This window comes from Dolichospermum circinale AWQC131C (assembly GCF_000426905.1).
GTDB classification, from domain to species: Bacteria; Cyanobacteriota; Cyanobacteriia; order Cyanobacteriales; family Nostocaceae; genus Dolichospermum; species Dolichospermum circinale.
Genome location: NZ_KE384589.1, coordinates 80,083 through 101,691, shown reverse-complemented (window position 1 = coordinate 101,691; position 21,609 = coordinate 80,083). Strand labels below are relative to the sequence as shown.

Genomic DNA, 21,609 nt, shown 5'->3' with positions numbered 1-21,609 from the left:
ATACGTCAGTTATCGAAAAAATTTGGAAAATTAAAAGATATTTACATCGAAAATATCAACAGTTTGAACATAGAACAACTGGAAAAGTTGGGAGAAGCATTATTAGATTTTACAGATATTAATGACTTGGAATCATGGTTAAAATCTGAAATAGACAAGTAGGTTTATTTATTTGTCTGATAGCGTAGCGTGGCGTAAGCCATATCAGGATTTCCGGGATTTGAGGATTTACAGGATGTTGTTGGATGATTTTTGGTGGGAATTTGGTTCTTTTTAGGATGTTGTTGAATGATTGTTTTTGAAAAATTTAACCATCTATAAATTACCATCCTGTTAATCCTTTAATCCTGGTTATCCTGATTCTGACAAATGCAAATTTCATCACAAAACAAACCATCTATAAATTACCATCCTGTTAATCCTTTAATCCTGGTTATCCTGATTCTGACTTCATATTTTTTTCTGTAACCGTTAGATTACAGATTACAAATCTGGACGCGACAAAAGAACACTAGCAACTCCTCCCCAACCATACAACCAACACCAGAAGACTCCACTCCCCCACTCCCAATAACTCCGGGGTAGGTGGGCTTCTGGTGCTGTGATATCAAAAGTAATATTGCTGTAGTTCAACCAATTACCTCCGTTTCTCCATCCTACCTGGTCTCCAAAAGCTTCCCAAATTTTATCTTTGTAGTTTCTCGTTCCCCCCAAGCTTTGATAAATGCGTTTTTGCACTGAAAACCCAAAACGCCCGTTACTGTATTTTACCCAGAACTGGTCAATGGTGTGGAGGTCTTCCTTGGGAAAATTATCAACACTGGGAATATCTAACCAACCTTCTGTTTTCCGGTTTCCCACCTCTAATATTACTTGCCTTGTTTCCTCGTCCGCTTCCTGCCACTTTTTTTGTGCAAGTAGGTCACGTAGTTTCGTATAATCCGGTTCTACGGCTGTTTTCAACTCCTCCTGTGGTGGTATTGCTTGGGGTTGAGATTTATGGGATACTTGTTGGTATTTGTCATTATGGGAACGATTTAGATCTTGTAAAACTTTTTCAGCAGACTGATAACGCTGTTGAGCTTCTTTTTGTAATAGCTGATCTAAAATTTGCCCCAATTCTGAACTCAGGGGTGATTGTAAATGATTACGCCATTCTTTTACCCATTTATAACCATCTTCTTGCCAAAGTTGCCAAGGATCAACTCCTGTTAACAAATGAAAACAAGTTACACCAATACTATATAAATCACTAGCAGGATATACTTTACCACCCTGCATCTGCTCTAAAGGCGCGTATCCAAAAGTACCAATTGATGTGCCTGTTTTCACCGTTCCCTGTAATTGCTTGGATGCGCCAAAATCAATTAATATAAATTTGCCATCACTGCGACGACTCATGATATTTTCTGGTTTAATATCCCGGTGAATAATACCTTGATTATGAAATACTGTGAGAACTGGCAATAAATCCTGTAATAAAGTGCGGATTTTTGACTCGTTGAATATTCCCTGATTTTCTAATTCTGTGAGTAAATTCTCACCATCAATAAATTGTTGTACCAAATACAGGCGACTATTTTCTGTAAAATAGGCTAGTAAGGCGGGAATTTGGGGATGTTCACCGAGTTGTTGTAATTGCTGTGCTTCTTGTAAAAATAGTTCTGTAGCTTTTTGTAGTCCCGCTGTTCCCTGGGTTTGGGGTGCCAGTTGTTTAACTACGCACTTTTCGTCTAATTTGTCAATATCTACCGCTAAATAAGTTTTAGCAAATCCTCCACCACCCAAGGGTTTAACTGGTTGATAGCGGTTTCTCAACACTACTAAGGGAACTCCACAGTTGGTACAAAATTTGGTCTGTTCAGGAAGGGGTGGGTTATGACACTCCGGGTTGAGACAGCATATCTGGTTCATAGCTGGGTGGTAGTAGATACAGCAGAGATTAATTTAAGTATATTCTCATCATTTATGCTGATGATTATATCATTGTCCAGATCCCGGAATTCTTGAAGAAGTCCGGGATATGAAAGGTTAAGCTACAACTTCCGCTGGTTTTACTTCCGGTAATAAGCGTTTCACACCTTGCTTGACAAAGGCTTCCAAAATAGCCATTTTCTGGTTTTGTTGGAATACTGTTGGTAAAACTTGACGTAATTTCTCCAGATTTAAGGCATCTCCCGATTCTAAAGCAATTTCTTGCTCTTGGAAATATTCTATTAAACTTAATCCTGCTACTCTGGTTAGGTAAGCAGCACTAACTCCCTCTACCATTCCCCCAGCGACAAATGTAGCAACATTAGTTTTCAGAATACTCGTGACAGCTTTAGTTGAAAGTTCCACCAAACCTAATTTCAACATCAAACTTCCCATGGTTCTGGCTATTTGTTGTCCTTGTTCCCAGGAAATTTTCTGCTGATAAATATTACCCAAGTCTATCACCATTTGAGCATTTATGGCCGCAGTGGCGAGAAGATCCAACCCAGGGACAGGGTTAGCAAAGTTCGCTGCCGCTGCAATCCATTGATATTGTTCTATAATGGGTATGGAGCGATCGCGTCTCAGACCATTTAAACAATTTTTGGCTTGACTCTTCAGCAATAATACTTGACGATGTGTAGTATTACAAACTAGTTGTTCTGCTTGTTGTCCAATCAGTCCTAACTGTTGTGTTAACTGCTGGATATCTGGCGTTGGTTGTTCTATCCATTCCTGGAAAGAACCATCTTCTTGATGTTTTCGCACTTTCACAGCTACCGGACAGGCCGCAGTCCCAACTACATTTACACCCAGGCGCTGTTTTAATGATTGTAGAACTGTAGCGCGTTCTGAAGGTTGATATTGATCTTGTTTGTTGAAAACCAGCAATGTGGGCTGTTTTGCGGTTTTTAATTGTTCCCAAACCTGAAATTCTGAATCTGTCAGATCACCGTTAGTCAAAAATAAAACAACATCAGATTTCTGAATTTCTGATAAAGTGACGACATCAGAATTTTCACCAAGTGCCGAAAATAAAGCCGCTGTTTCCGTAAAATGTGAAGACATTTCTGGGAAAATTGAAGTATCTTGCAGAACTTTGATAATCGTACTTTTACCTACAGATTTGCCGCCAGTAACCGCCACTGTAATTTCCTTTCTTGCCAATTCTAAAGGCAATTTAGCGAGATTTTCGCGGAGAATTGCTAAAGAAGGATGATCAGCTGATTCTTGAGCAATTTGATTAATTATTACATTTGTTTGGGCGATCGCTTTGACTACAGCCCTGGAATCTACAAGTATATCCCAAGGCTGTTCACCTAATGGGGGCTGATTTTTCCGCAATAACCATAAACCCCCACCAACAGCCAAAGCAGTCAAAATTCCCAACTCTCCTACATGAACTATTGAATCATGCCAACTGTCTAACATCCACAGGGAGAACGATAGTCCTAGTCCTCCCACTAATATTGGTCGCTGTAACTTCACAATTTGTGATTCTCCACGCCAGAAAAAGGCTTTTATTTCACTTTAGTTCAAAACCTGCTCCTGGGATTGCCGTTAGTGAACAAACGTCTTTTTATCCCAGAAACTAGCAACGGGTTAAAAACATTCTTGCTGCTGCTTATAAACAGTACATCAATTTTTTTTGATGAATTTTGACATCTCATGGTAGAGTAAACCTTGACATATCAATTTTTTTTGAAATGACAAGCAAACAGGCTTAATAATCTACTCACTAATTATACAGGTTAAATCAGTGAAGAAAACAGCAAAAAAATTAGTCCTAGCTCTGGGAATGCTAATATTGACAACTAGTTGCACAACTACGTCTAATTCTGCCGATAATATTCAGCCTGACTCCACCACAGAGGGGGTTATTAAAGTAGATGGTTCTAGTACAGTATATCCTATTACCCAGGCTGTAGTCAAAGCATATCAGGCTAATTCCGAAAACAATAGTCAGGTTAAAGTAAGTATTTCCGGTACTAGTGGTGGTTTTGAAAAATTTTGTCAAGGAAAAATAGATATCAATAATGCTTCGCGGCCAATTAACCAGTCGGAGATGGCAGATTGTAAAAAAAATGGCATAAGCTACATGGAATTACCCATAGCTTTTGATGCCTTAACTATCGCTGTTAACCCCCAGAACACCTGGACAAAAGATATCACAATAGCCGAATTAAAAAAAATCTGGGAACCCAGCGCTGAAGGAAAAATTACAAAATGGAATCAAATACGCCCTTCTTGGCCAGACCGTCCGATCAAATTATACGGCGCTGGTGATAAGTCTGGGACTTTTGACTATTTTACCGCAGCAATTGTTGGTAAAGCCAGATCCAGTCGCAAAGATTACATAGCTACTGAAGATGATGAAGTTTTAGTGGCAGGTATCAGTAAAGAACCTGAAGCTTTAGGATACTTTGGTTATGCTTACTACGCAGAAAACAAAGATAAGTTAAAAGTCGTAGCAGTTAATAGTGGCAAAGGTGCTATTTTACCATCACCAGAAACAGTAGAAAAAGCTAAATATCAACCACTTTCTCGACCTTTATTTATATATGTGAATCTTTGGTCTAGTAAAAACAAAACTGTGGTTTATAAATTTGCCGATTTCTACATTAAAAACGCTGCAAAAATAGCTAATTCTGTGGGCTATGTTCCTTTATCAGAGGAAGCTTACAAACTTGATTATGTTCACTTGTACAAAGGTAAAGTCGGAACAGTATTTGGTGGTAAATCAGAATTTAACCTCACCCTTGGGGAATTATTACGCAAACAAAAGCAATTTTAAGGATTAATAAAAATCATGAAAATTAGAGTAGGAATTAATGGCTTTGGGCGCATGGGAAGGTTATCCGTTCGTGCTGCTTGGAATTGGCCAGAAATAGAATTTGTCCACATTAACGAAATCAAAGGTGGAACAAAAGCAGCAGCACATTTACTCAAATTTGATTCTGTACATGGGCGTTGGACACCAGAAGTAGAATCTGGAGAAAACCAGGTTATTATTGATGGTAAATACCTAAGTTTTACTGAACATTCCCAACCGGGTGAAGTTCCTTGGGAAGACCTTGGTGTTGATATAGTTTTAGAATGTTCTGGTAAGTTTAGAACACCTGCTACCCTTGACCCTTATTTTCAAAGAGGTGTGCAAAAAGTAATTGTCGCTGCACCTGTTAAAGAAGAGGCTTTAAATATTGTCATGGGAGTGAATGATCATCTTTATGAACCTGAAAAACATCATTTATTAACAGCAGCTTCTTGTACTACTAATTGTTTAGCCCCAGTAGTAAAAGTAATTCATGAAGGCTTGGGAATTAAACATGGAGTAATTACGACAATTCACGATAATACTAATACCCAAACTATTGTAGATGCACCTCATAAAGATTTGCGTCGGGCTAGGGCTACAAGTATGTCATTAATTCCCACTAGCACCGGTTCAGCTACAGCTATTGGTTTAATTTATCCAGAATTGAATGGTAAATTAAATGGTTTAGCTGTGCGTGTGCCTTTGTTAAATGCTTCCCTCACAGATTGTGTATTTGAAGTAGTTCGTCCTACTACAGTTGCCGAAGTTAATGGTTTATTAAAAACTGCATCAACCCAAGAACCATTAATAGGAATTTTGGGTTATGAAGAACGTCCTTTAGTGTCTATTGATTATAAAGATGATCCTCGTTCTGCGATTATTGATGCTCTTTCGACAATGGTTGTCAATGGAACTCAAGTCAAGATATTGGCTTGGTATGACAATGAATGGGGTTATGTTAACCGGATGATGGAATTAGCACGAAAGGTAGCTTTAAGTTTGCGGAAATAAGGGTTTTTCGTCAAGATTTTGGGGTATTTAATTTACCCCATTTCTCTCACTTTTAACTCGTACTATATTGACAACTTTGAATTTTTAATCATGGCTTCTACTACAGCTTCTAACTCTAATTTCAAGAATTACATTCTGGTAACACTGGCATATTGGGGCTTCACTTTGACTGATGGGGCTTTGCGAATGTTGGTGTTACTCTATTTTAATCAAATCGGTTATACACCCATCCAAATTGCTTTTTTATTCCTGTTCTATGAAGTATTTGGAGTTGTTACAAACTTTCTCGGCGGTTGGATTGGTTCTCAGTTTGGTTTAAAGGTGACTCTTTACACTGGTATTGGGTTACAGGTGTTTTCTTTGATGATGCTGTCCTTTCTCAATCCAGCTTGGGTGCAGTGGTTCGCGGTTCTCTATGTGATGATTGCACAGGCATTTTCGGGAATTGCTAAGGACTTAACCAAAATGAGTTCTAAAAGTGCTATTCGCTTGGTTGTGCCTCAAGAAGCCCAATCATCTTTGTTTAAATGGGTGGCTGTACTAACGGGTTCTAAAAATGCTTTAAAAGGAGTGGGATTCTTTCTTGGTAGCGCCCTGCTGAGTTCAGTTGGCTTTATTAGTTCTCTGTGGATTATGGCTGGGGGACTGGCTGTAATTATGTTTTCTGGGTTAATGTTGCCTAAAGCCATGGGCAAAATCAAGAAAAAGGTCAAATTTAGTCAACTTTTTTCTAAAAGCCCGGAAATCAATATTCTCTCGGCTGCACGATTCTTTTTGTTTGGGTCTAGAGATGTATGGTTTGTTGTGGCTTTACCAGTTTTTTTACGGGGGACTTTAGGCTGGTCTTTTTATCAGGTAGGAGGATTTTTGGCTTGTTGGGTGATTGGTTATGGCATGATTCAGTTTTTAGCACCAACACTCATGCAGCGTTTTGGTTCTGGCCGTCCACCCCAATCTCAAACTATTCGATTTTGGACATTTACATTAACCGCTGTTCCCGGTGCGATCGCTCTGGCATTACAATTAGGTTTACCTGCTAATCTGGTTATTATTGCTGGACTTCTGATTTTTGGTGTGGTGTTTGCTTTTAATTCTGCTGTTCACTCCTACCTGGTTTTGGCATTTACTGATGATGATAAAGTTGCCTTAAATGTCGGTTTTTACTATATGGCAAACTCCGGTGGTCGTCTTGTGGGTACTGTGTTATCGGGTTTGGTTTATCAAATATTTGGACTGGTTGGTTGTCTATGGACATCAATGTTTTTTGTATTAGCAGCAGGTTTAGTTTCTCTGAAGTTACCTAATCCTCAACCCAGTAAAGCTATAGCTTGGAAAGCTGGAGATGGAGATTAATATTTCTCAGTCTAAAGATATGCTATGGAAATAGGTATATCCTACCCTAGTTGGATGACTCGAAAATTTATTTGACTTTAAATTTGGTAATGGGCAATTATTGACAGTTTTTGCCTTTTGCCTAAATATTAATTTACAATAAATACGCATTTTATCATCACAATCAGAATAAGATACTCGACTTCTTAGAAAAGTCGGGTCTCTAAAAATAATAGAGGTAAATTAAGTGGAATATGTAATTAAAAAAGACACCATCAAACGCCTTTCTTTTCTTGATCGCTTTTTGACATTGTGGATATTTCTGTCCATGGTTATTGGAGTTGGTTTAGGATATTTTTTCCCCAATATAGAAGTTTTTATCAATCATTTCCAACTGGAAACAACTAACATCCCAATTGCCATTGGTTTAATTTTAATGATGTACCCCCCATTGGCAAAGGTAAAATATGAAGAGTTAGGTGATGTATTTCGTAATAGGAAAATTCTCGGACTATCATTATCCCTAACTTGGATAATTGCCCCAATGGTGATGTTTATACTTGCTATTCTTTTCCTACGGGATAAACCTGAATATATGACTGGTTTAATCCTAATTGGATTATCCCCTTGTATTGCTATGGTAATTGTCTGGAGTGATTTAGCTAAAGGAGATCCTGAATATACGGCCGCACTTGTTGCTTTTAACAGTATTTTTCAAGTTTTATTTTACAGCCTTTATGCCTGGTTTTTTATTTCTATTTTACCGCCTTTATTTGGTTTACAAGGAAGTATTGTAAATATCAGTATTGGAGAAATTGCCAACAGCGTTTTTATCTATTTAGGCATTCCTTTCTTAGCTGGATTTATGACTCGCTGTATTTTAGTAAAAGCTAAAGGTAAGCACTGGTATCATCATCAGTTTATTCCCAAAATTAGTCCCATTACTTTAATTGCTCTCTTATTTACTGTCGTGGTAATGTTTAGTTTAAAGGGTAATTTAATTGTGCAGATTCCTCTAGATGTTGTTCGCATTGCCATTCCCTTGATTATCTATTTCCTATTCATGTTTTTTAGTAGTTTTTATCTGGCATGGAAAATTAAAGCCGACTATGCAAAAGCTGCTAGTGTGGCATTTACCGCTGCTGGTAATAATTTTGAATTAGCGATAGCTGTGGCTATTTCTGTATTTGGAATTAAATCTGGTGTGGCTTTTGCTGCTGTAATTGGACCTTTGGTAGAAGTTCCAGTCTTAATTAGTTTAGTCAGTGTATCTTTCTGGATCAAAAAGCAGTTTTTTAGGTTATCTTCCCCAATGGGATTATAATTAAATACGTTTAATCTACTATTGATTTATTTGAATTTAATGAAAGTTGCTGATTTAATTATCTGGTTTGAAACATGGGCAAATCCCTCTTGGTGCGAAAGTTGGGATAATTGCGGTTGGCAAGTTGAACCCGGTATTTTAGACCAAGAAGCACGGGTTTTAGTCTGTCTAACTCCAACTTTAGCAGTTATCCAAGAAGCGATCGCTCTCCATGCTAATCTTATTTTCGCCCATCATCCCCTGATTTTTCATCCCCCCAAATCTTTCCGCACTGGGGAAGTTTTAACGGAAATCATGCGGTTAGCTTTTACCCACAATATTGGTATTTACACCGCACATACTAATTTTGACCAAGTAGCAGATGGAACTGCTGATGTTTTAGCGCAAATTCTCCAACTTCAACAAGTATCACCCATTATCCCTACTCAATCGGGTTTAGGTTATGGGCGTGTAGGAATGCTAGAATCTACGTTAACATTACAAGAGTTACTTCATCATATTCAAATCCAACTAAATTCACCCCATTTGATTTTTTCACCCACAGCGGATTTAAAACAGAAAATTTCTCGTGTAGCGGTTTTAGGCGGTTCTGGGGCAGGCTTTATTTCAGCAGTGGTCAAAACTAAGGCCCAAGTCTACTTAACTTCTGATTGTAAATTTCATCAATTCCAAGAAAGCCGTGATCTGGGTATAATTTTAATTGATGCTGGCCATTATGCCACAGAACGTCCCGCCTGCCATCGCCTAGTCCAGAAATTTCAAGCCCTTAACTTAGATTGGGTGCAATTGAGCGAGCAAGATGAAGATTTCCGGCAGTTTTTAGCCTAAATTAGACAATTGTAAATTATACATACCAGATAGCAAAGAATGTTAAAATTCTACCAAGGAATAGGAAATAATGTTATCATGGGTAAAAATAATGTTTTTGTCGGGAACAGCTAACTTTCTCGTTGGAAACATCAAGTCAAGGAAAAATATCTGTGTTGACAGTTTGCACAACCGTTCTACTAATGCGGTAAACTGAAAATTAAGACCCAAACTTTCATCTAGCACTAATGACTAAAAATAAGTGGTAAAATTGAGTCACTAAACTTACTGGTTTCCTGGTTTCTTACCGCGAACTTCACCTGTTAAAGGTTGATATTCCCGGCACAAAACCCAAATCTGACAGGTTTAACTATGTTGTATAAAAAGGCAGAAGCGCTACATGCTACACCGCAAGATTTATCAACTGTGTTGCGACGGGCGGGAGGTATGTGTTTTTTTGCGGGATCAACAGCGCTGGATAGAGCGGGCCCGCATTATTGATATCGAGGGTGACTTAGTGACTTTACGCTATGAAACAGACGAGGAAGATGAAGTTTGTTCTTGGGAGGAAATGGTTCGTCTCGAAAGCATCGGATCTGTCACTCAAAAATTATCTTCAGTCCAACGCGGTAATATAGAACCGCTGACAACTGATGACTGTCCAGAAGCCGAGCGCATTCATAACCCTTATACTGACCTAAATCCAGATTAAACGCTTCTAAATTAAATTCACGTCAAGCGTTCAAAAGCAGGACAGTATCCGTCAAGGGTAACTTTGAAATTATATAAAGGGGCGGCGGAGTTCCAACACCGTTGCCCCTTTTGATGTCTACAATTACCGCAGCAGTCAACATCACCAGCATGAGGACGAAGGCTATTTGAGTTTAATAATTCTCGTGGAGATAACCCCCGTAATACCAAATCTTCACCTTGCCAACGGGCTGCTATTAAACCCGTATCAGCAAATTGTCGCCAGCGAGGGTCAGTTGTTAAGGTATCTGGAAGCGTAATAGTAATCACAGTTCCCAGTTCCGTCAATTCCCCCCCATAATTAGTTTCTGGAGCATCTGGTTGTAAAAACGTCTCTCCAATTGGTAATTCTACCAAAGTTCCGGCGGCAGGTGAATGGACATGATAGCGGTTTTGTAATTCTTCTAAACAAGTTAAGTCCGCTAGGTAACTAGGAGAACCATGCACAAAAATAACGTGCTGAGGTCGTAAATTATGAATTAGCTGGGTTGTTCCAGGTCCATCACTATGTTGCGCTAACAGGTAGGTTTCAATTGTTGTCGGTGCTAAATATTGCCGATTAGCAAGATTGGTCTTTTCCGGGACAAGAATTAGCCAATTACCGCTGTTTGGTTGGGTATACTTACGTAAATCTGCTGAATAATCTGTAATAACAATACAAGGAGATGTGCCTAAAGTTGCTAAATTTTCCGGCTTTAATCTTCTAACACGGGGTTTTACCCGTTCATCCCAAAATAAAGGTTGATGACGCGCAAAGTTCTGTACTGAAGTAGGAAGATGGGTTAAAATTTCTAAATAAGCATCGCAACCAGTCCCTACCTCACCATCTACCCAAATATCTAAATCTCTACCTGTAAAGTGATGATGGGAACGTAACAACATGAGTAATTCTTGACCTAAACCTAATGCTGGCGTTGGTAAAATTACTGAAGAGTTCTCCCCTAATCCGCTGGAACTGATAGCGCGATGAATCCTTTCTGCTAGTTGATTTTCTTGGTGACGACGATGGGGATGACGAGATGTGCCATAACTACCTTCAATTAACAGCACGTCTAAATTTAAACCTCGTAATTCATCGAGTCGCAATCCTTCGACTAATCGGGAATTAGAGAGGAAAAAATCACCAGTATAAAGTAATTTATAATCTCTGTTGGGGGTGTGGTAGGTTAAGAGAATAGCCACAGCGCCGGGTAAATGTCCTGCGGGAAATAATTCTACTATTAAACCTGCTTTAATTTCTATAGGCGATCGCAATGGTAAGGCTTGACAAAATGAGGGAATGTTCCCTAATTCTGCTTCTTTCCAATTTAGCGGTAATAACTTTGTTGTCACCTCACTAGCATATATAGGTAATGCTGGGAAAGCTTGATGTAGCGCAAATAAACCTCTAGCATGATCTGGATGAGCATGACTAACTATAACTAAATCCGCCGGTGTAGATCCGATAGCACATTGTGGCGATTTAGTCAAGTCCTTAGTTACAGGTAAAATATTTGCCAGGCCAAAATCTAGCAGAATTCGGTGGGGACCCATTCTGACTAGTAGACACACCCCTTCATTTTGATGCTGAACGCTGTAGGGTAAACATTGTAACTCATTGGCGGTTTCTTCAGCATCAATTGATATGTTATTGATCATGATCATCCCCTCAATCAAACTAATAGCTGAGAAAATTGGTTGTTAGCAATATTCCTCAGTAGAGTTGTGAAAGTTGGAAACGTAAATTATTACTCCTGTTAATGTGCAGAACCATTACCGTGATAGTTTTTGGAATCATAAAAGCCATTTTTCGTACCAAAGAATAAGCACGAAACAGTAAATATAACAGTTAAAACCACTAAAATCAGCTTGACATCCATAGATTTTTGACCGTTGACTCAAGACCCTTATATCTTAATAGAGTGTTTTTGCTTTTGGGTAAAATCAGCAGAAAATCTTTACCATAGTGAGTTTATTCTGAAGATACCTAAATACACAGGGTGCTATATTGTGATTGTGGTCATTTTTATGAGGGTTCAGCATTGCTAAACCCCTACCATAACCGAAAAATTGCCATCAGAAATACTTCACTGCTTTACCTGATCTAACCAGACCTGCAAATCATGGAGACTGGTAAAATCCAATAATGCCTCGCTCAGACTTACTAGTACAGATAATGGTAAAACAGAAATGGAATGATGTGCATCTGCTGGTAATTCTCCAAACCGTTTAGTTAACAGTCGAATTACTAGATTTAAAGTTGCTTGTTGTAGTCCTTCTTGTCTTCCTTCTTGTTTAATTTCCTGGTAAGCGCGACTTTTTTCTAATGAAATTCCTGCTTGAACCTCCGTTAAACTGAGTTTTTCAAATCTATACATCATTATTTTTTACATTTACACGATCACCAGATACACTAAAATCTGCAACCTTTAGCGAATTTATCAAAACAGTTTATAATGAAATAGATTTTGGTGAGAAACTTACGGTATATGAATAACAACGACAAGAAAGTTTACAATTACACCGTCATTCTCCAAAGGGAAGAAGACGGAGGTTATCACGCTTTTTGTCCTCTTCTTAAGGGTTGTCATTCCCAAGGAGATACTTTTGAAGAAGCGATCGCCAATATAACAGAAGCTGTAGAATTATATCTTGAAAGTCTAATGGCTGATCATCAACCTATCCCTAAAGAAGATTATATTGTTAAGCCATTAAGTGTTTTAGTATGAGTATTTTTCCCAGCGTCAAAGCTAAAGACTTTATTAAAGTTGTTGAAAAATTAGGTTTTTATTTTGATCGTCAAAAGGGGAGTCACGCCATTTACAAGCATAATGATGGGCGTAGAGTTGTTATTCCTATTCATTCAGGAAAAGATATTAAACAAGGTACTTTAACAGGAATGATTCAAGATGTTGGTATTGATAAAGAAACATTCTTCAATTTGTTAGGAAAATAAGAGATATCTTCTTAGATTTTATTTCACAGCAAATCTCGATCGGCTATCATTCCTAATTTTTGATTAATTAATATGAAAAACAAGCCCAAATATTGATGGTCAAAAGATTATGGAGATAGCTTCGCTCGCCGTGGGCATCGCAATTTTGGAGAATGAAAACCCCCTGGGTGAGTAGAGAGCATATTTTCAATATACTCTAATATATACTCTTCGAGTATTTGTTGATCCAAGCAGTCTCTTCCCAGTTGAGTTAAACGAAATGCAATAAATGATAGAAACTTAGCTTTAATTCACGTTCCTTAGAGGGTAATATCTTCTCCACGTTCGGTAAAGCGGACATCTTTAATTTTCCACTCAGAATTGCTCATTAGGGTTTTGCGAACACTACCAAACAATGCAAACTGTTCACAGCTAGAAAGAGACGATAATTGTCTTTTTGATTCTGGTGATACTCGAATATCAACAGTAGCAACACGATTTTTCACATTTATACGATAACCAGATACACTAAAATCTGCTGTATTTTGTTCTTTGAGTATTTTACCTATAGCCTCATTCATGGGTTCTGCTGCGGAAACCTCAGCTTTTTTAGCAATTAGCTCTTGACATTGATCATCACTTGTGTATAAGGTAACGTTGGTAGTTTTCCCGGAGATAGCTTTACTATCGGAATTGGTGGAATATGGCTCAATTCGCGGAATAGGAGACTTTTCTGGTTCTTTTTCAGGAATGGGGTTAATGTTGTTATTGGGTGTAGTTTCTGGAGTTGGGTTATTAGCGGTATTATTAGCATCACAACTGGTAATAACAGTGCAGAATACTACTAAGAATAATGATGAAATGGCCTGTTTGTAATTATACATATAGTAATTCAGTTGGATTTTTACAATTATCAGGGGAAGGAAAGAGAAAACCCTAATATCAATGATAACTACTTTTGTTCCCAAATATAAAGTTAAGGTAGCGTTAAGTTTAGGGTTGAAGAAAATAAATTTTATTTTTTAGTATACTTTCGTAACAAAAAAGCAAATTTTTGTTTAAATTATTGATTTAATAATGATTTTTAAGATAGTAACTTAAAAGTTGATTGAATTTTATTGAGAAAGAGTTAATATAAAATATAGCTGATAGTAATTCTGTAATTTTTATGAATGTAGTTACTGCTAAACGCTTCACTGTCGCTGAATATCACCGTCTAGGGGAAATCGGCTTCTTTAGAGAAGATGAGCGAGTTGAGTTAATCAAGGGTGAAATAATTCAAATGGCTGCAAAAGGTACACCGCACTGTGTTTGTGAAACACTTTTATTTAGGGAATTAGTCAAGCTTTTGCTAGACCGCGCTATGGTGCGAGGACAACAACCTATTATTATCCCTGACCACAGTGAACCAGAACCAGATTTAGCCATTGTTTATAATGTCAATGATAATTATCTTTCAAGTCATCCCAAACCATCTGATATATTACTTTTAATTGAAATTTCTAATTCTACTTTGAAATATGATCGAGAAATAAAATTACCTCTTTATGCAGAAGCAGGTATTTCTGATTATTGGATATTTAATTTAATCAAATATTGTTTAGAGTGTTACAGTGAACCTTATCAAGATTCCCAAGGTAATTTTGATTATCGTCGTAAATTAATTTTATTACCTAATGAGTCTGTTAAATTGCCATCTTTTCCTCATTTAGTTTTAGATTTATCCAAAGTATTTCCTGGGTAAAAATAGGGGATTAAATATTAATTTGCAAATTTTATAGAAATATGCTAAGTTCATGTTTAAATGTTAAGCTACTTGAGTTGTGCCAATTTACTTTACATGAGTAGTAGTTTATACAAATCATACAATAGAGAAAAATCATGTTAGATAAGCTGATTAAATATTTTGTCTACGCGACAAAAGGATATATTATAAAAACACAGCTAATTAAGTTTTTGTATTTGGCTGATTTGTACTCTGTCAAATGGACAGGAAAACAACTGACTGAATTAGATTGGTGTTATTATAGCTTTGGACCTTGGAATGAAGACATAGATACTGCTTTAAAACAAATGAACGGTAAAGAGATTATTCAAGAATCTCAGGGAGATAAAGTATTGATTAAACTTGGTGCTGACGCGACTAATGTGGAAGATTTGCAACTACCTTTAAGTCTCAGGCTAATTCTTGATAATATCAGGAGAGAATGGGCAGGTCCAGGGCAAGAAAAACTTCAAGCGTTGTTAAAATATGTGTATAGCACTGCCCCCATGTTAGAGGTGATAGATACCCATAAACCAGAAGAAAAAGTTAAGCTTAATTTACTGGCAGAACAGGAAAAATTAATCAGGGAATTGAAGCGTGGCGTTAGCCATTTCTGACAATTAACAAATAGCCGCATTCACAAACTGAATTACATTTCCTAAACCAGTTTGAGTTTTCAGGTTTGTAAAAACAAAAGGCTTATCACCGCGCATTTTTTTTGCATCTCGTTCCATAACATTCAAATCAGCACCCACATAGGGAGCAAGATCAGTTTTATTAATCACTAATAAATCAGATTTAGTGATACCTGGACCACCTTTACGGGGGATTTTATCACCAGCAGCGACATCAATGACATAAATGGTTAAATCTACTAATTCAGGACTAAAAGTAGCAGCTAAATTATCTCCACCACTTTCTAAAAAGACTAAATCTAAATTGGTAAATTTCTCTTCTAATTGTTCAATTGCGGACAAATTCATGGAAGCATCTTCACGGATAGCAGTATGGGGACAACCTCCCGTTTCTACTCCTAAAATGCGATCGCTTTCTAAGGCTTGAGAACGAACTAAAAATTGAGCATCTTCTTGAGTATAGATATCATTTGTCACCACTGCTAATTGATATTTTTTCCGTAAATTCTTACATAAAGCATCTACTAAAGCTGTTTTTCCTGAACCCACGGGACCCGCAACCCCTACTCTTAAAGCCGTCATAATTCTTAACTCCTAAATAGTCTAGTGTACTGGATTTCGTGCTGCATACTTGCTAAAGATAAACCCCAATTACAACATCCTAAATCATCATCTTCCATGAGCAAAATTTCCTCCACAGTAGTAGTTAATAAAGGTTGTAAACCCAGTAATAATTCTTGTCCCGCAGTTTGTCCCAGAGGAATAAGTTTGATCCCAGCCGTAATTAAATTATTAGCCCAACTGTGTAAATAAGCTAATAAACAGGCTTGGATATTTATATCCCAATAAGCGCAAGCAATCGCAAAAGCGATCGCATAATTACTAGGATAACCCACAGCTTTAACTAAAGGTAAAATTTCCGGTTCTAGCTTACCTAATAATTGCATCAGAGAACGTCCCATTTGCCAATTAGCAGCCCGTAATTCCTCCGTATCTCTGGCGGCCGATAACCATAAATTCCAGCGTTTTAAAGCCTCTATATCATTGGTTTTTACAGCATGAACAGCCCTAACAATTACCCCAGCATCTAGACGAATTGAACCATAAATTAATTCAGATTTAAGCCAATCTTTGAGATTTTCTATATTAGTAATAGTTCCGTTTTCTACTAACATTTCCAAACCTTCCGAATAACCATAAGCACCTACAGGTAAAGCCGGACTAGCTAATTGTAAAATCCCCAAAAAATTGTTATGCGTGAGAGTGATTTCCATAAGCACCTAATTCTGGTTGAAAAGGGACAAATTCCTCTTGAATTTCTAAACCCAATTGTGTTAACATAGCCTGTAAAACTGCATCTGGAGATAAGCGTAAATAAGTGGGAGTAATTTCCACGGGTACATGACGATTTCCTAAATGATACGCAGCCCTTAATAATAAAGGAATTTCCGCGTAAGCAGTTAAAACAGGTTCAGGTTTAGCAATTATTTTCATATAAATACTGTGGTTTTCATCAATAAGTATATCACCATCATTTAATATTGTCCCTCTAGGTAAACGCAAAAGAATCTCCTCACCATCTGCTAAGATAAATTTATAACGGCTGCGAGTCCGTTCTTCCGCAGTCAGTGAAAGAGTAATATTAACTGTAGTGGGAATATTAAGTGGTTGACGTTGGGTAAAAGTCAGCATGATTTAATAAAATCAACTTGATATTGAACTTTAGCCATTATAAATTATTTTGATTTTTTTATAAACAAAATAAACAAAAATATACCTGATTTCTCGGAGAAATCAGGTATATAATAGGCTAGGGTTAACTATAATAGGACTTACGCAAGATTCATGGAATAACGAACCACTCCAGACACAGAGGTCACGGAGAAATGAGGATTTGAGAGATATTTTGCGTAAGTCCTGTATAATTTTTGAGGGGGAAATTTCTGCTAATTAAGCGGAGGCTTGATTTTTTAATAAAATGCTAAATAATTCCTCATAGTCACGGGAAAAATAGTCATAAAATTTGCGAAATTTATCTGGAGAGATAGCACTTTGTAAAACAGCAAAAACAGCGCGGACATGAATAATTGAGATAGTAGGTTTCACATTTTCTTTTTCACTAATACGTTCAATAAACTCCTGTAGATTAAAAGCTTCAATAGGGTCTGCTTCACCTCCACGTAAATATTCCCCTAATTCTTCAGGTATTTGTGTTGCTAATTCCTCTCTTTCAGCACTAGGAACAATTTGTTTAATAATTTCCAAAGTAGCACGGGTAGCGACTTCTGCTTCTTCAAGAGATTCTGATTGTGCTAGACTTTGGACATGAATTATAAACTCATTATATTGCATTTTTGATCTCCAGTAATTAATATTTTATTTTGAGTAAAAATCCCGATTTTTTTATTTAATCCTGTGAATAAATTCTGATAAATTATGATTTTTTGGTAGAAGTCAGAGATATGAATACTATGCTGAATCTCTACTCAAAAACTTGTTTTAATTTATCTACGATTATCTACTGTCAATTATTCTTGGAATCTTATTCTCAGTAGCTTCATCTTAATTTGGTATAACTCATAATTTGAATTGAATAGTAAACTTACTTTAGTCTAAATCTTAATTATTGACTTAACTTCATCCTAAAGAAATAGATAGAGGTATATCTATAGTGATATTTCTAAATATCATTAAAGTTAATTAAAGAAATTGGGTATATTTTTAGGTTAGGGTGAGGGATAATTCATGAATTATCCCTACTTTCTGTGATTAAATTATTGCTTAATTGCTTGATATCGTCCCAAAGCCATTAAAGGAAAATACTGTTGATAGAAGTGATACTTCAAATAAAAATGACAAGGAAAACCAGTTCCAGTGAAGTATTTTTCTTCCCAAGTACCATCTAATTTTTGTGTTTTTAACAGGTAATTAATCCCCTTTTCAATACTATCAATAGCGAATTTACCAGTTGCTTCACCGGCGGAAATCAAGCCAATTAAAGCCCATGCTGTTTGGGAAGCAGTGCTTTGTCCTTGTCCTTTCAAACTAGGATCATTGTAACTAAAACAAGTTTCTCCCCAACCACCATCATTATTTTGAACTTTGACTAACCAAGCTGTACCTTTAGCGATATTTTCACGATATTTGAGAGGATTTATTAAAGCTAAAGCCGATAAAACGCCGCTAGTTCCATAAATGTAATTTACACCCCAACGGCCAAACCAACAACCCTCTATTTCTTGTTCTGCTAAAAGATAATCTAAAGACTTTTGTAAATTATTGGCTGGAATTGATAAATTACAAGCTCCCAACATTTCTAATACTCTAGCAGTAACATCAGCCGTATTTGGATCAATCATAGCTTTCAAATCACCATAGGGGATAGAATTAAGCCATTCTTGATCATTATCAATATCAAAAGCCGCCCAACCCCCTGGTTTACATTGCATAGTTGTAATCCAATTTAAAGCCCGATTAATAGCTTGTTTTTTCAATTCTTCATTTGGTAATTTGGCTTGATGTAAAGCCATAACAACTACAGCGGAATCATCCACATCTGGATAAAAACGATTGTCAAATTCAAAAGCCCAAGCGCCGGGTTTCCCGTGCTTATTTTTGACATTCCAATCACCATAATCGAGAATTTGTTTGTCTATTAACCATTCTCCTGCTTTAACAATAGCTGGATGATCTGCCGGAAAACCTGAATCGCCTAAAGCCCGAATCACCCAAGCCGTATCCCATACAGGAGAAACACAAGGTTGTACACAGTAACTATTTTCTGTTTCCATAGCAAAATTATCAACTGCTTTTAAACCTCGTTGGATAATTGGGTCATTAACATCATAATCCAAACATTTTAAAGCCAACAGAGAATTTAACATAGCGGGAATAATTCCCCCCCAGTCTCCGGTAACTTCTTGACGTTCTAAAATCCACTTTTCTGCGGCTTGAATACCTTCATTTCTCAAAGGAACAAAATTGAGACTTTCTGCTAATTTGAAACCATCATCGAGGATGTTAAAAATATCCGACCAATCGCCATTTTTTGGTAATTCCCATCGGACATTATTCACACCTTCAGCATATAATTCATCTAAATTAATGGGTTGATCTATTTTAAAGATGGGTTTACGATCAAAGACAATTAATAATGGTACAGTGCTAGAACGCGCCCAACTAGAAAGTTCATAAATATTGAAAGGAAAATTATCGGGTAACAACATTACCCAAGGTGGTAAAGAAGGAAGTCCGCGCCAATTATAACAGCCAATTAAAGCTAGATGTAACTTTGTAAAAATGCGAGTTTTGCTAATACCACCTTTAGCCAAAATTAGGGATTTTGCTTTTATTAGTGCGGTGTCTGTAGCGGGTACACCCAACAACCTCAAAGCCATATAAGCCTCTACAGTTGTGTTTAAATCCCCACCATCTCCATAAAACAATTCCCAACCTCCATGTTCTCGCTGTTGAGAACGCAGATAACTTTCAACCTTATCTAAAGGTCTATTTTTATCCGTTCCCCAAATCTTATGCAGCAAAACAGCCTCAGAAGTAATGGTAACATTAGATTCTAACTCAGCCCACCAATAACCATCGGGATTTTGCATCGAAAGCAGATATTTTTGACTAGCTGTAATCCCATCTACAACTTGCTTGACTTTTACCCTATCTTGTGTTTGCATAAAATACTTCCTCAACAGCCAATAATAATTAATAACATAACCGAAATCAGAGAAAATTCTTCCCCAAAATCAGCAAACATTGTATTCTATCCAAATCAGTAATAATTAAATTTGTGATTGAATCAAGGTATAAAAGTCAAAACCTCTTAATCCCTTACTCTCTGCGACTCTGCGCCTCTGCGTGAAAAAAATTCATATCTTCCTTCAGTAACACCGAACTTTTCTGTTAAATTTTGAATTGGAGTAAAGCGAAAATTATGATAACAATTGTATTAACTTTAACCCTTTTATCCTTAATAACTTGGTTATTTTTACTCTTATTTTGGGGACAATTTTGGCGAGTTAATCACCAATTAGAATCAAATAAAAGCGTTATAAAAAACACATTACCGACAGTGTGTGTAGTAGTACCAGCGCGTAACGAAGCGAATGTTATTCCTATTAGCTTGCGATCGCTCCTCTTGCAAGACTATACTGGTAATTTCACCATCTTCTTAGTAGACGATCAAAGTAGCGATGGTACAGCTAATTTTGCCCAAGGAGTAGCCTACGCTGTTGATAAAACAGATAAATTGCAGATTGTCTCCAGCGAATCATTACCTAAAGATTGGACAGGTAAATTGTGGGCAATGGCACAAGGAGTAGAAAAAGCAAGTGAACTAACACCAGACTATTTTTTACTAACAGATGCGGATATAGAACATGATCTTAGTAACTTGCGGCGCTTAGTAACCAAAGCCGAATCCCAGGATTTAGATCTGGTATCTATCATGGTGCGCTTGCGCTGTCAAAGCTTTTGGGAAAAACTGTTAATTCCCGCTTTCGTCTTTTTCTTCCAAAAACTGTACCCGTTTTCCTGGGTAAATAACCCCAAAAAAACCACAGCAGCCGCAGCAGGAGGCTGTATTTTAATACACAGAGAAGCCCTAAATAGAATTGGTGGGTTGCAAATAATTCGTCAGGCCTTAATTGATGATTGTTCCTTAGCAAAAGCCGTCAAATCAAATCATGGCAAAATCTGGTTAGGACTAAGCACCTCAACAATCAGTTTACGCCCTTATGATTCCCTGAAAACAATTTGGGATATGGTAGCTAGAAGTGCTTATACACAACTTAATTATTCCCCTTTACTACTAGTGGGTAGTTTATTAGGAATGACTTTAGTTTATTTATTACCACCAATAGGAATTATTTTAGGAGTGTTATTAGGAAATTCGCCAATTACCCTAGTATCTTTCACAGCATATTTACTCATGACTTTTGCTTATTTGCCAATTATTCGCTTTTATAAATGTTCTGCAATTTTTGCTTTTAGTTTACCAATCATTGCTTTTTTATATACTTTAATGACATTAGATTCAGCATTGCGTCATTGGCAAGGACGTGGAGGTGAATGGAAAGGTAGAGTTTACCAATCCAAAAAAGCTAACTAATAGTAAAAAAAGTCGGCTGTATAAAATTTTTCTGGCTGTAATTTTTCAAAAATATTAATAATCCGAGTCATATCTGGGGAATGTGGCGTAAAAATTTTGGATTTTGGATTTTGGATTAAATAGACCAAGGAAGATTGATAAAAACCGCTCTAAAATCTAAAATC

Annotated in this window: 22 protein-coding genes; 12 read left to right on the top strand and 10 right to left on the bottom strand. The window is 37.0% G+C overall.

All coding sequences use genetic code 11. The features are described 5' to 3' along the window. Window positions 1-162, top strand: coding sequence for a DUF4351 domain-containing protein (locus tag ACIR131C_RS24235; protein WP_269208798.1), 162 nt, complete (start codon window positions 1-3; stop codon window positions 160-162). A gap of 321 nt (window positions 163-483) precedes the next feature. Here ACIR131C_RS24235 and ACIR131C_RS21765 read toward each other — a convergent pair whose 3' ends face one another. After that, window positions 484-1,914, bottom strand: a complete 1,431-nt coding sequence (locus ACIR131C_RS21765; RefSeq protein ID WP_081677148.1) for a serine/threonine-protein kinase — start codon at window positions 1,912-1,914, stop codon at window positions 484-486. Window positions 1,915-2,031: 117 nt separating this feature from the next. Then, window positions 2,032-3,462, bottom strand: coding sequence for a slr1306 family protein (locus ACIR131C_RS0102910; RefSeq protein WP_028088999.1), 1,431 nt, complete (start codon window positions 3,460-3,462; stop codon window positions 2,032-2,034). A 271-nt stretch (window positions 3,463-3,733) separates the two neighbouring features. Here ACIR131C_RS0102910 and ACIR131C_RS0102905 point away from each other — a divergent pair, with 271 nt between their 5' ends. The 6 genes from ACIR131C_RS0102905 to ACIR131C_RS0102880 all read left to right on the top strand — a co-directional run bounded on the left by ACIR131C_RS0102905 (window position 3,734) and on the right by ACIR131C_RS0102880 (window position 9,975). Next, window positions 3,734-4,768 carry a PstS family phosphate ABC transporter substrate-binding protein gene (locus ACIR131C_RS0102905; protein ID WP_028088998.1) on the top strand — a complete coding sequence of 345 codons (1,035 nt, stop codon included), beginning with the start codon at window positions 3,734-3,736 and terminating at the stop codon, window positions 4,766-4,768. Window positions 4,769-4,783: 15 nt separating this feature from the next. After that, window positions 4,784-5,800, top strand: coding sequence for an ArsJ-associated glyceraldehyde-3-phosphate dehydrogenase (locus tag ACIR131C_RS0102900; RefSeq protein WP_028088997.1), 1,017 nt, complete (start codon window positions 4,784-4,786; stop codon window positions 5,798-5,800). A gap of 90 nt (window positions 5,801-5,890) precedes the next feature. After that, the gene (gene arsJ, locus ACIR131C_RS0102895) at window positions 5,891-7,153 is read left to right on the top strand and encodes an organoarsenical effux MFS transporter ArsJ (protein ID WP_028088996.1); all 1,263 of its coding nucleotides are present in this window, start codon (window positions 5,891-5,893) and stop codon (window positions 7,151-7,153) included. A gap of 226 nt (window positions 7,154-7,379) precedes the next feature. Then, entirely contained in the window at window positions 7,380-8,456 is a 1,077-nt protein-coding gene (gene arsB / locus ACIR131C_RS0102890; RefSeq protein ID WP_028088995.1) for an ACR3 family arsenite efflux transporter, read from the top strand. 39 nt (window positions 8,457-8,495) lie between these two features. After that, a complete protein-coding gene (locus ACIR131C_RS0102885) occupies window positions 8,496-9,284 on the top strand; it encodes a Nif3-like dinuclear metal center hexameric protein (protein ID WP_028088994.1) in 789 nt (262 codons plus the stop codon). A gap of 379 nt (window positions 9,285-9,663) precedes the next feature. Next, window positions 9,664-9,975 (top strand): DUF6679 family protein, encoded by a 312-nt coding sequence (locus ACIR131C_RS0102880; RefSeq protein ID WP_028084636.1) that lies wholly within the window; start codon window positions 9,664-9,666, stop codon window positions 9,973-9,975. 17 nt (window positions 9,976-9,992) lie between these two features. Here ACIR131C_RS0102880 and ACIR131C_RS0102875 read toward each other — a convergent pair whose 3' ends face one another. Continuing rightward, window positions 9,993-11,651 (bottom strand): MBL fold metallo-hydrolase, encoded by a 1,659-nt coding sequence (locus ACIR131C_RS0102875; protein WP_028088993.1) that lies wholly within the window; start codon window positions 11,649-11,651, stop codon window positions 9,993-9,995. A gap of 428 nt (window positions 11,652-12,079) precedes the next feature. Beyond that, the gene (locus ACIR131C_RS0102870; RefSeq protein WP_081677146.1) at window positions 12,080-12,373 is read right to left on the bottom strand and encodes a DUF4351 domain-containing protein; all 294 of its coding nucleotides are present in this window, start codon (window positions 12,371-12,373) and stop codon (window positions 12,080-12,082) included. Window positions 12,374-12,481: 108 nt separating this feature from the next. Here ACIR131C_RS0102870 and ACIR131C_RS0102865 point away from each other — a divergent pair, with 108 nt between their 5' ends. Together ACIR131C_RS0102865 and ACIR131C_RS0102860 are read left to right on the top strand one after the other, a co-directional pair. Next, complete coding sequence (locus ACIR131C_RS0102865) at window positions 12,482-12,721, top strand: type II toxin-antitoxin system HicB family antitoxin (RefSeq protein ID WP_028088991.1); 240 nt, start codon at window positions 12,482-12,484, stop codon at window positions 12,719-12,721. Further along, a complete protein-coding gene (locus ACIR131C_RS0102860; RefSeq protein ID WP_027403881.1) occupies window positions 12,718-12,948 on the top strand; it encodes a type II toxin-antitoxin system HicA family toxin in 231 nt (76 codons plus the stop codon). The genes ACIR131C_RS0102865 and ACIR131C_RS0102860 overlap by 4 nt, the downstream gene beginning before the upstream one ends. 299 nt (window positions 12,949-13,247) lie before the next feature. On the opposite strand, the gene ACIR131C_RS0102855 is transcribed toward ACIR131C_RS0102860, so the two are convergent. Further along, window positions 13,248-13,811 (bottom strand): hypothetical protein, encoded by a 564-nt coding sequence (locus ACIR131C_RS0102855; RefSeq protein ID WP_028088990.1) that lies wholly within the window; start codon window positions 13,809-13,811, stop codon window positions 13,248-13,250. A gap of 284 nt (window positions 13,812-14,095) precedes the next feature. On the opposite strand from ACIR131C_RS0102855, the gene ACIR131C_RS0102850 reads away from it, so the two are divergent. Both ACIR131C_RS0102850 and ACIR131C_RS0102845 read left to right on the top strand, forming a co-directional pair. Beyond that, window positions 14,096-14,671, top strand: a complete 576-nt coding sequence (locus ACIR131C_RS0102850) for a Uma2 family endonuclease (RefSeq protein ID WP_028088989.1) — start codon at window positions 14,096-14,098, stop codon at window positions 14,669-14,671. Between the two features lie 137 nt (window positions 14,672-14,808). Next, the gene (locus ACIR131C_RS0102845; RefSeq protein ID WP_028088988.1) at window positions 14,809-15,309 is read left to right on the top strand and encodes a type II toxin-antitoxin system antitoxin SocA domain-containing protein; all 501 of its coding nucleotides are present in this window, start codon (window positions 14,809-14,811) and stop codon (window positions 15,307-15,309) included. A gap of 3 nt (window positions 15,310-15,312) precedes the next feature. Here ACIR131C_RS0102845 and ureG read toward each other — a convergent pair whose 3' ends face one another. The 5 genes from ureG to shc all read right to left on the bottom strand — a co-directional run bounded on the left by ureG (window position 15,313) and on the right by shc (window position 20,012). Next, window positions 15,313-15,909 carry an urease accessory protein UreG gene (ureG, locus tag ACIR131C_RS0102840; RefSeq protein ID WP_028088987.1) on the bottom strand — a complete coding sequence of 199 codons (597 nt, stop codon included), beginning with the start codon at window positions 15,907-15,909 and terminating at the stop codon, window positions 15,313-15,315. 5 nt (window positions 15,910-15,914) lie between these two features. Further along, a complete protein-coding gene (locus ACIR131C_RS0102835) occupies window positions 15,915-16,601 on the bottom strand; it encodes an urease accessory protein UreF (RefSeq protein WP_028088986.1) in 687 nt (228 codons plus the stop codon). Beyond that, the gene (gene ureE / locus ACIR131C_RS0102830; RefSeq protein ID WP_028088985.1) at window positions 16,579-17,019 is read right to left on the bottom strand and encodes an urease accessory protein UreE; all 441 of its coding nucleotides are present in this window, start codon (window positions 17,017-17,019) and stop codon (window positions 16,579-16,581) included. Before ureE ends, ACIR131C_RS0102835 begins: the two co-directional genes overlap by 23 nt. A 258-nt stretch (window positions 17,020-17,277) precedes the next feature. After that, a complete protein-coding gene (locus ACIR131C_RS0102825; protein ID WP_028088984.1) occupies window positions 17,278-17,679 on the bottom strand; it encodes a DUF2267 domain-containing protein in 402 nt (133 codons plus the stop codon). A 422-nt stretch (window positions 17,680-18,101) separates the two neighbouring features. Beyond that, entirely contained in the window at window positions 18,102-20,012 is a 1,911-nt protein-coding gene (gene shc / locus ACIR131C_RS0102820; protein WP_028088983.1) for a squalene--hopene cyclase, read from the bottom strand. Between the two features lie 257 nt (window positions 20,013-20,269). On the opposite strand from shc, the gene ACIR131C_RS0102815 reads away from it, so the two are divergent. Continuing rightward, window positions 20,270-21,445, top strand: a complete 1,176-nt coding sequence (locus tag ACIR131C_RS0102815) for a glycosyltransferase (RefSeq protein ID WP_028088982.1) — start codon at window positions 20,270-20,272, stop codon at window positions 21,443-21,445. The last annotated feature ends 164 nt before the right edge of the window (window positions 21,446-21,609 follow it).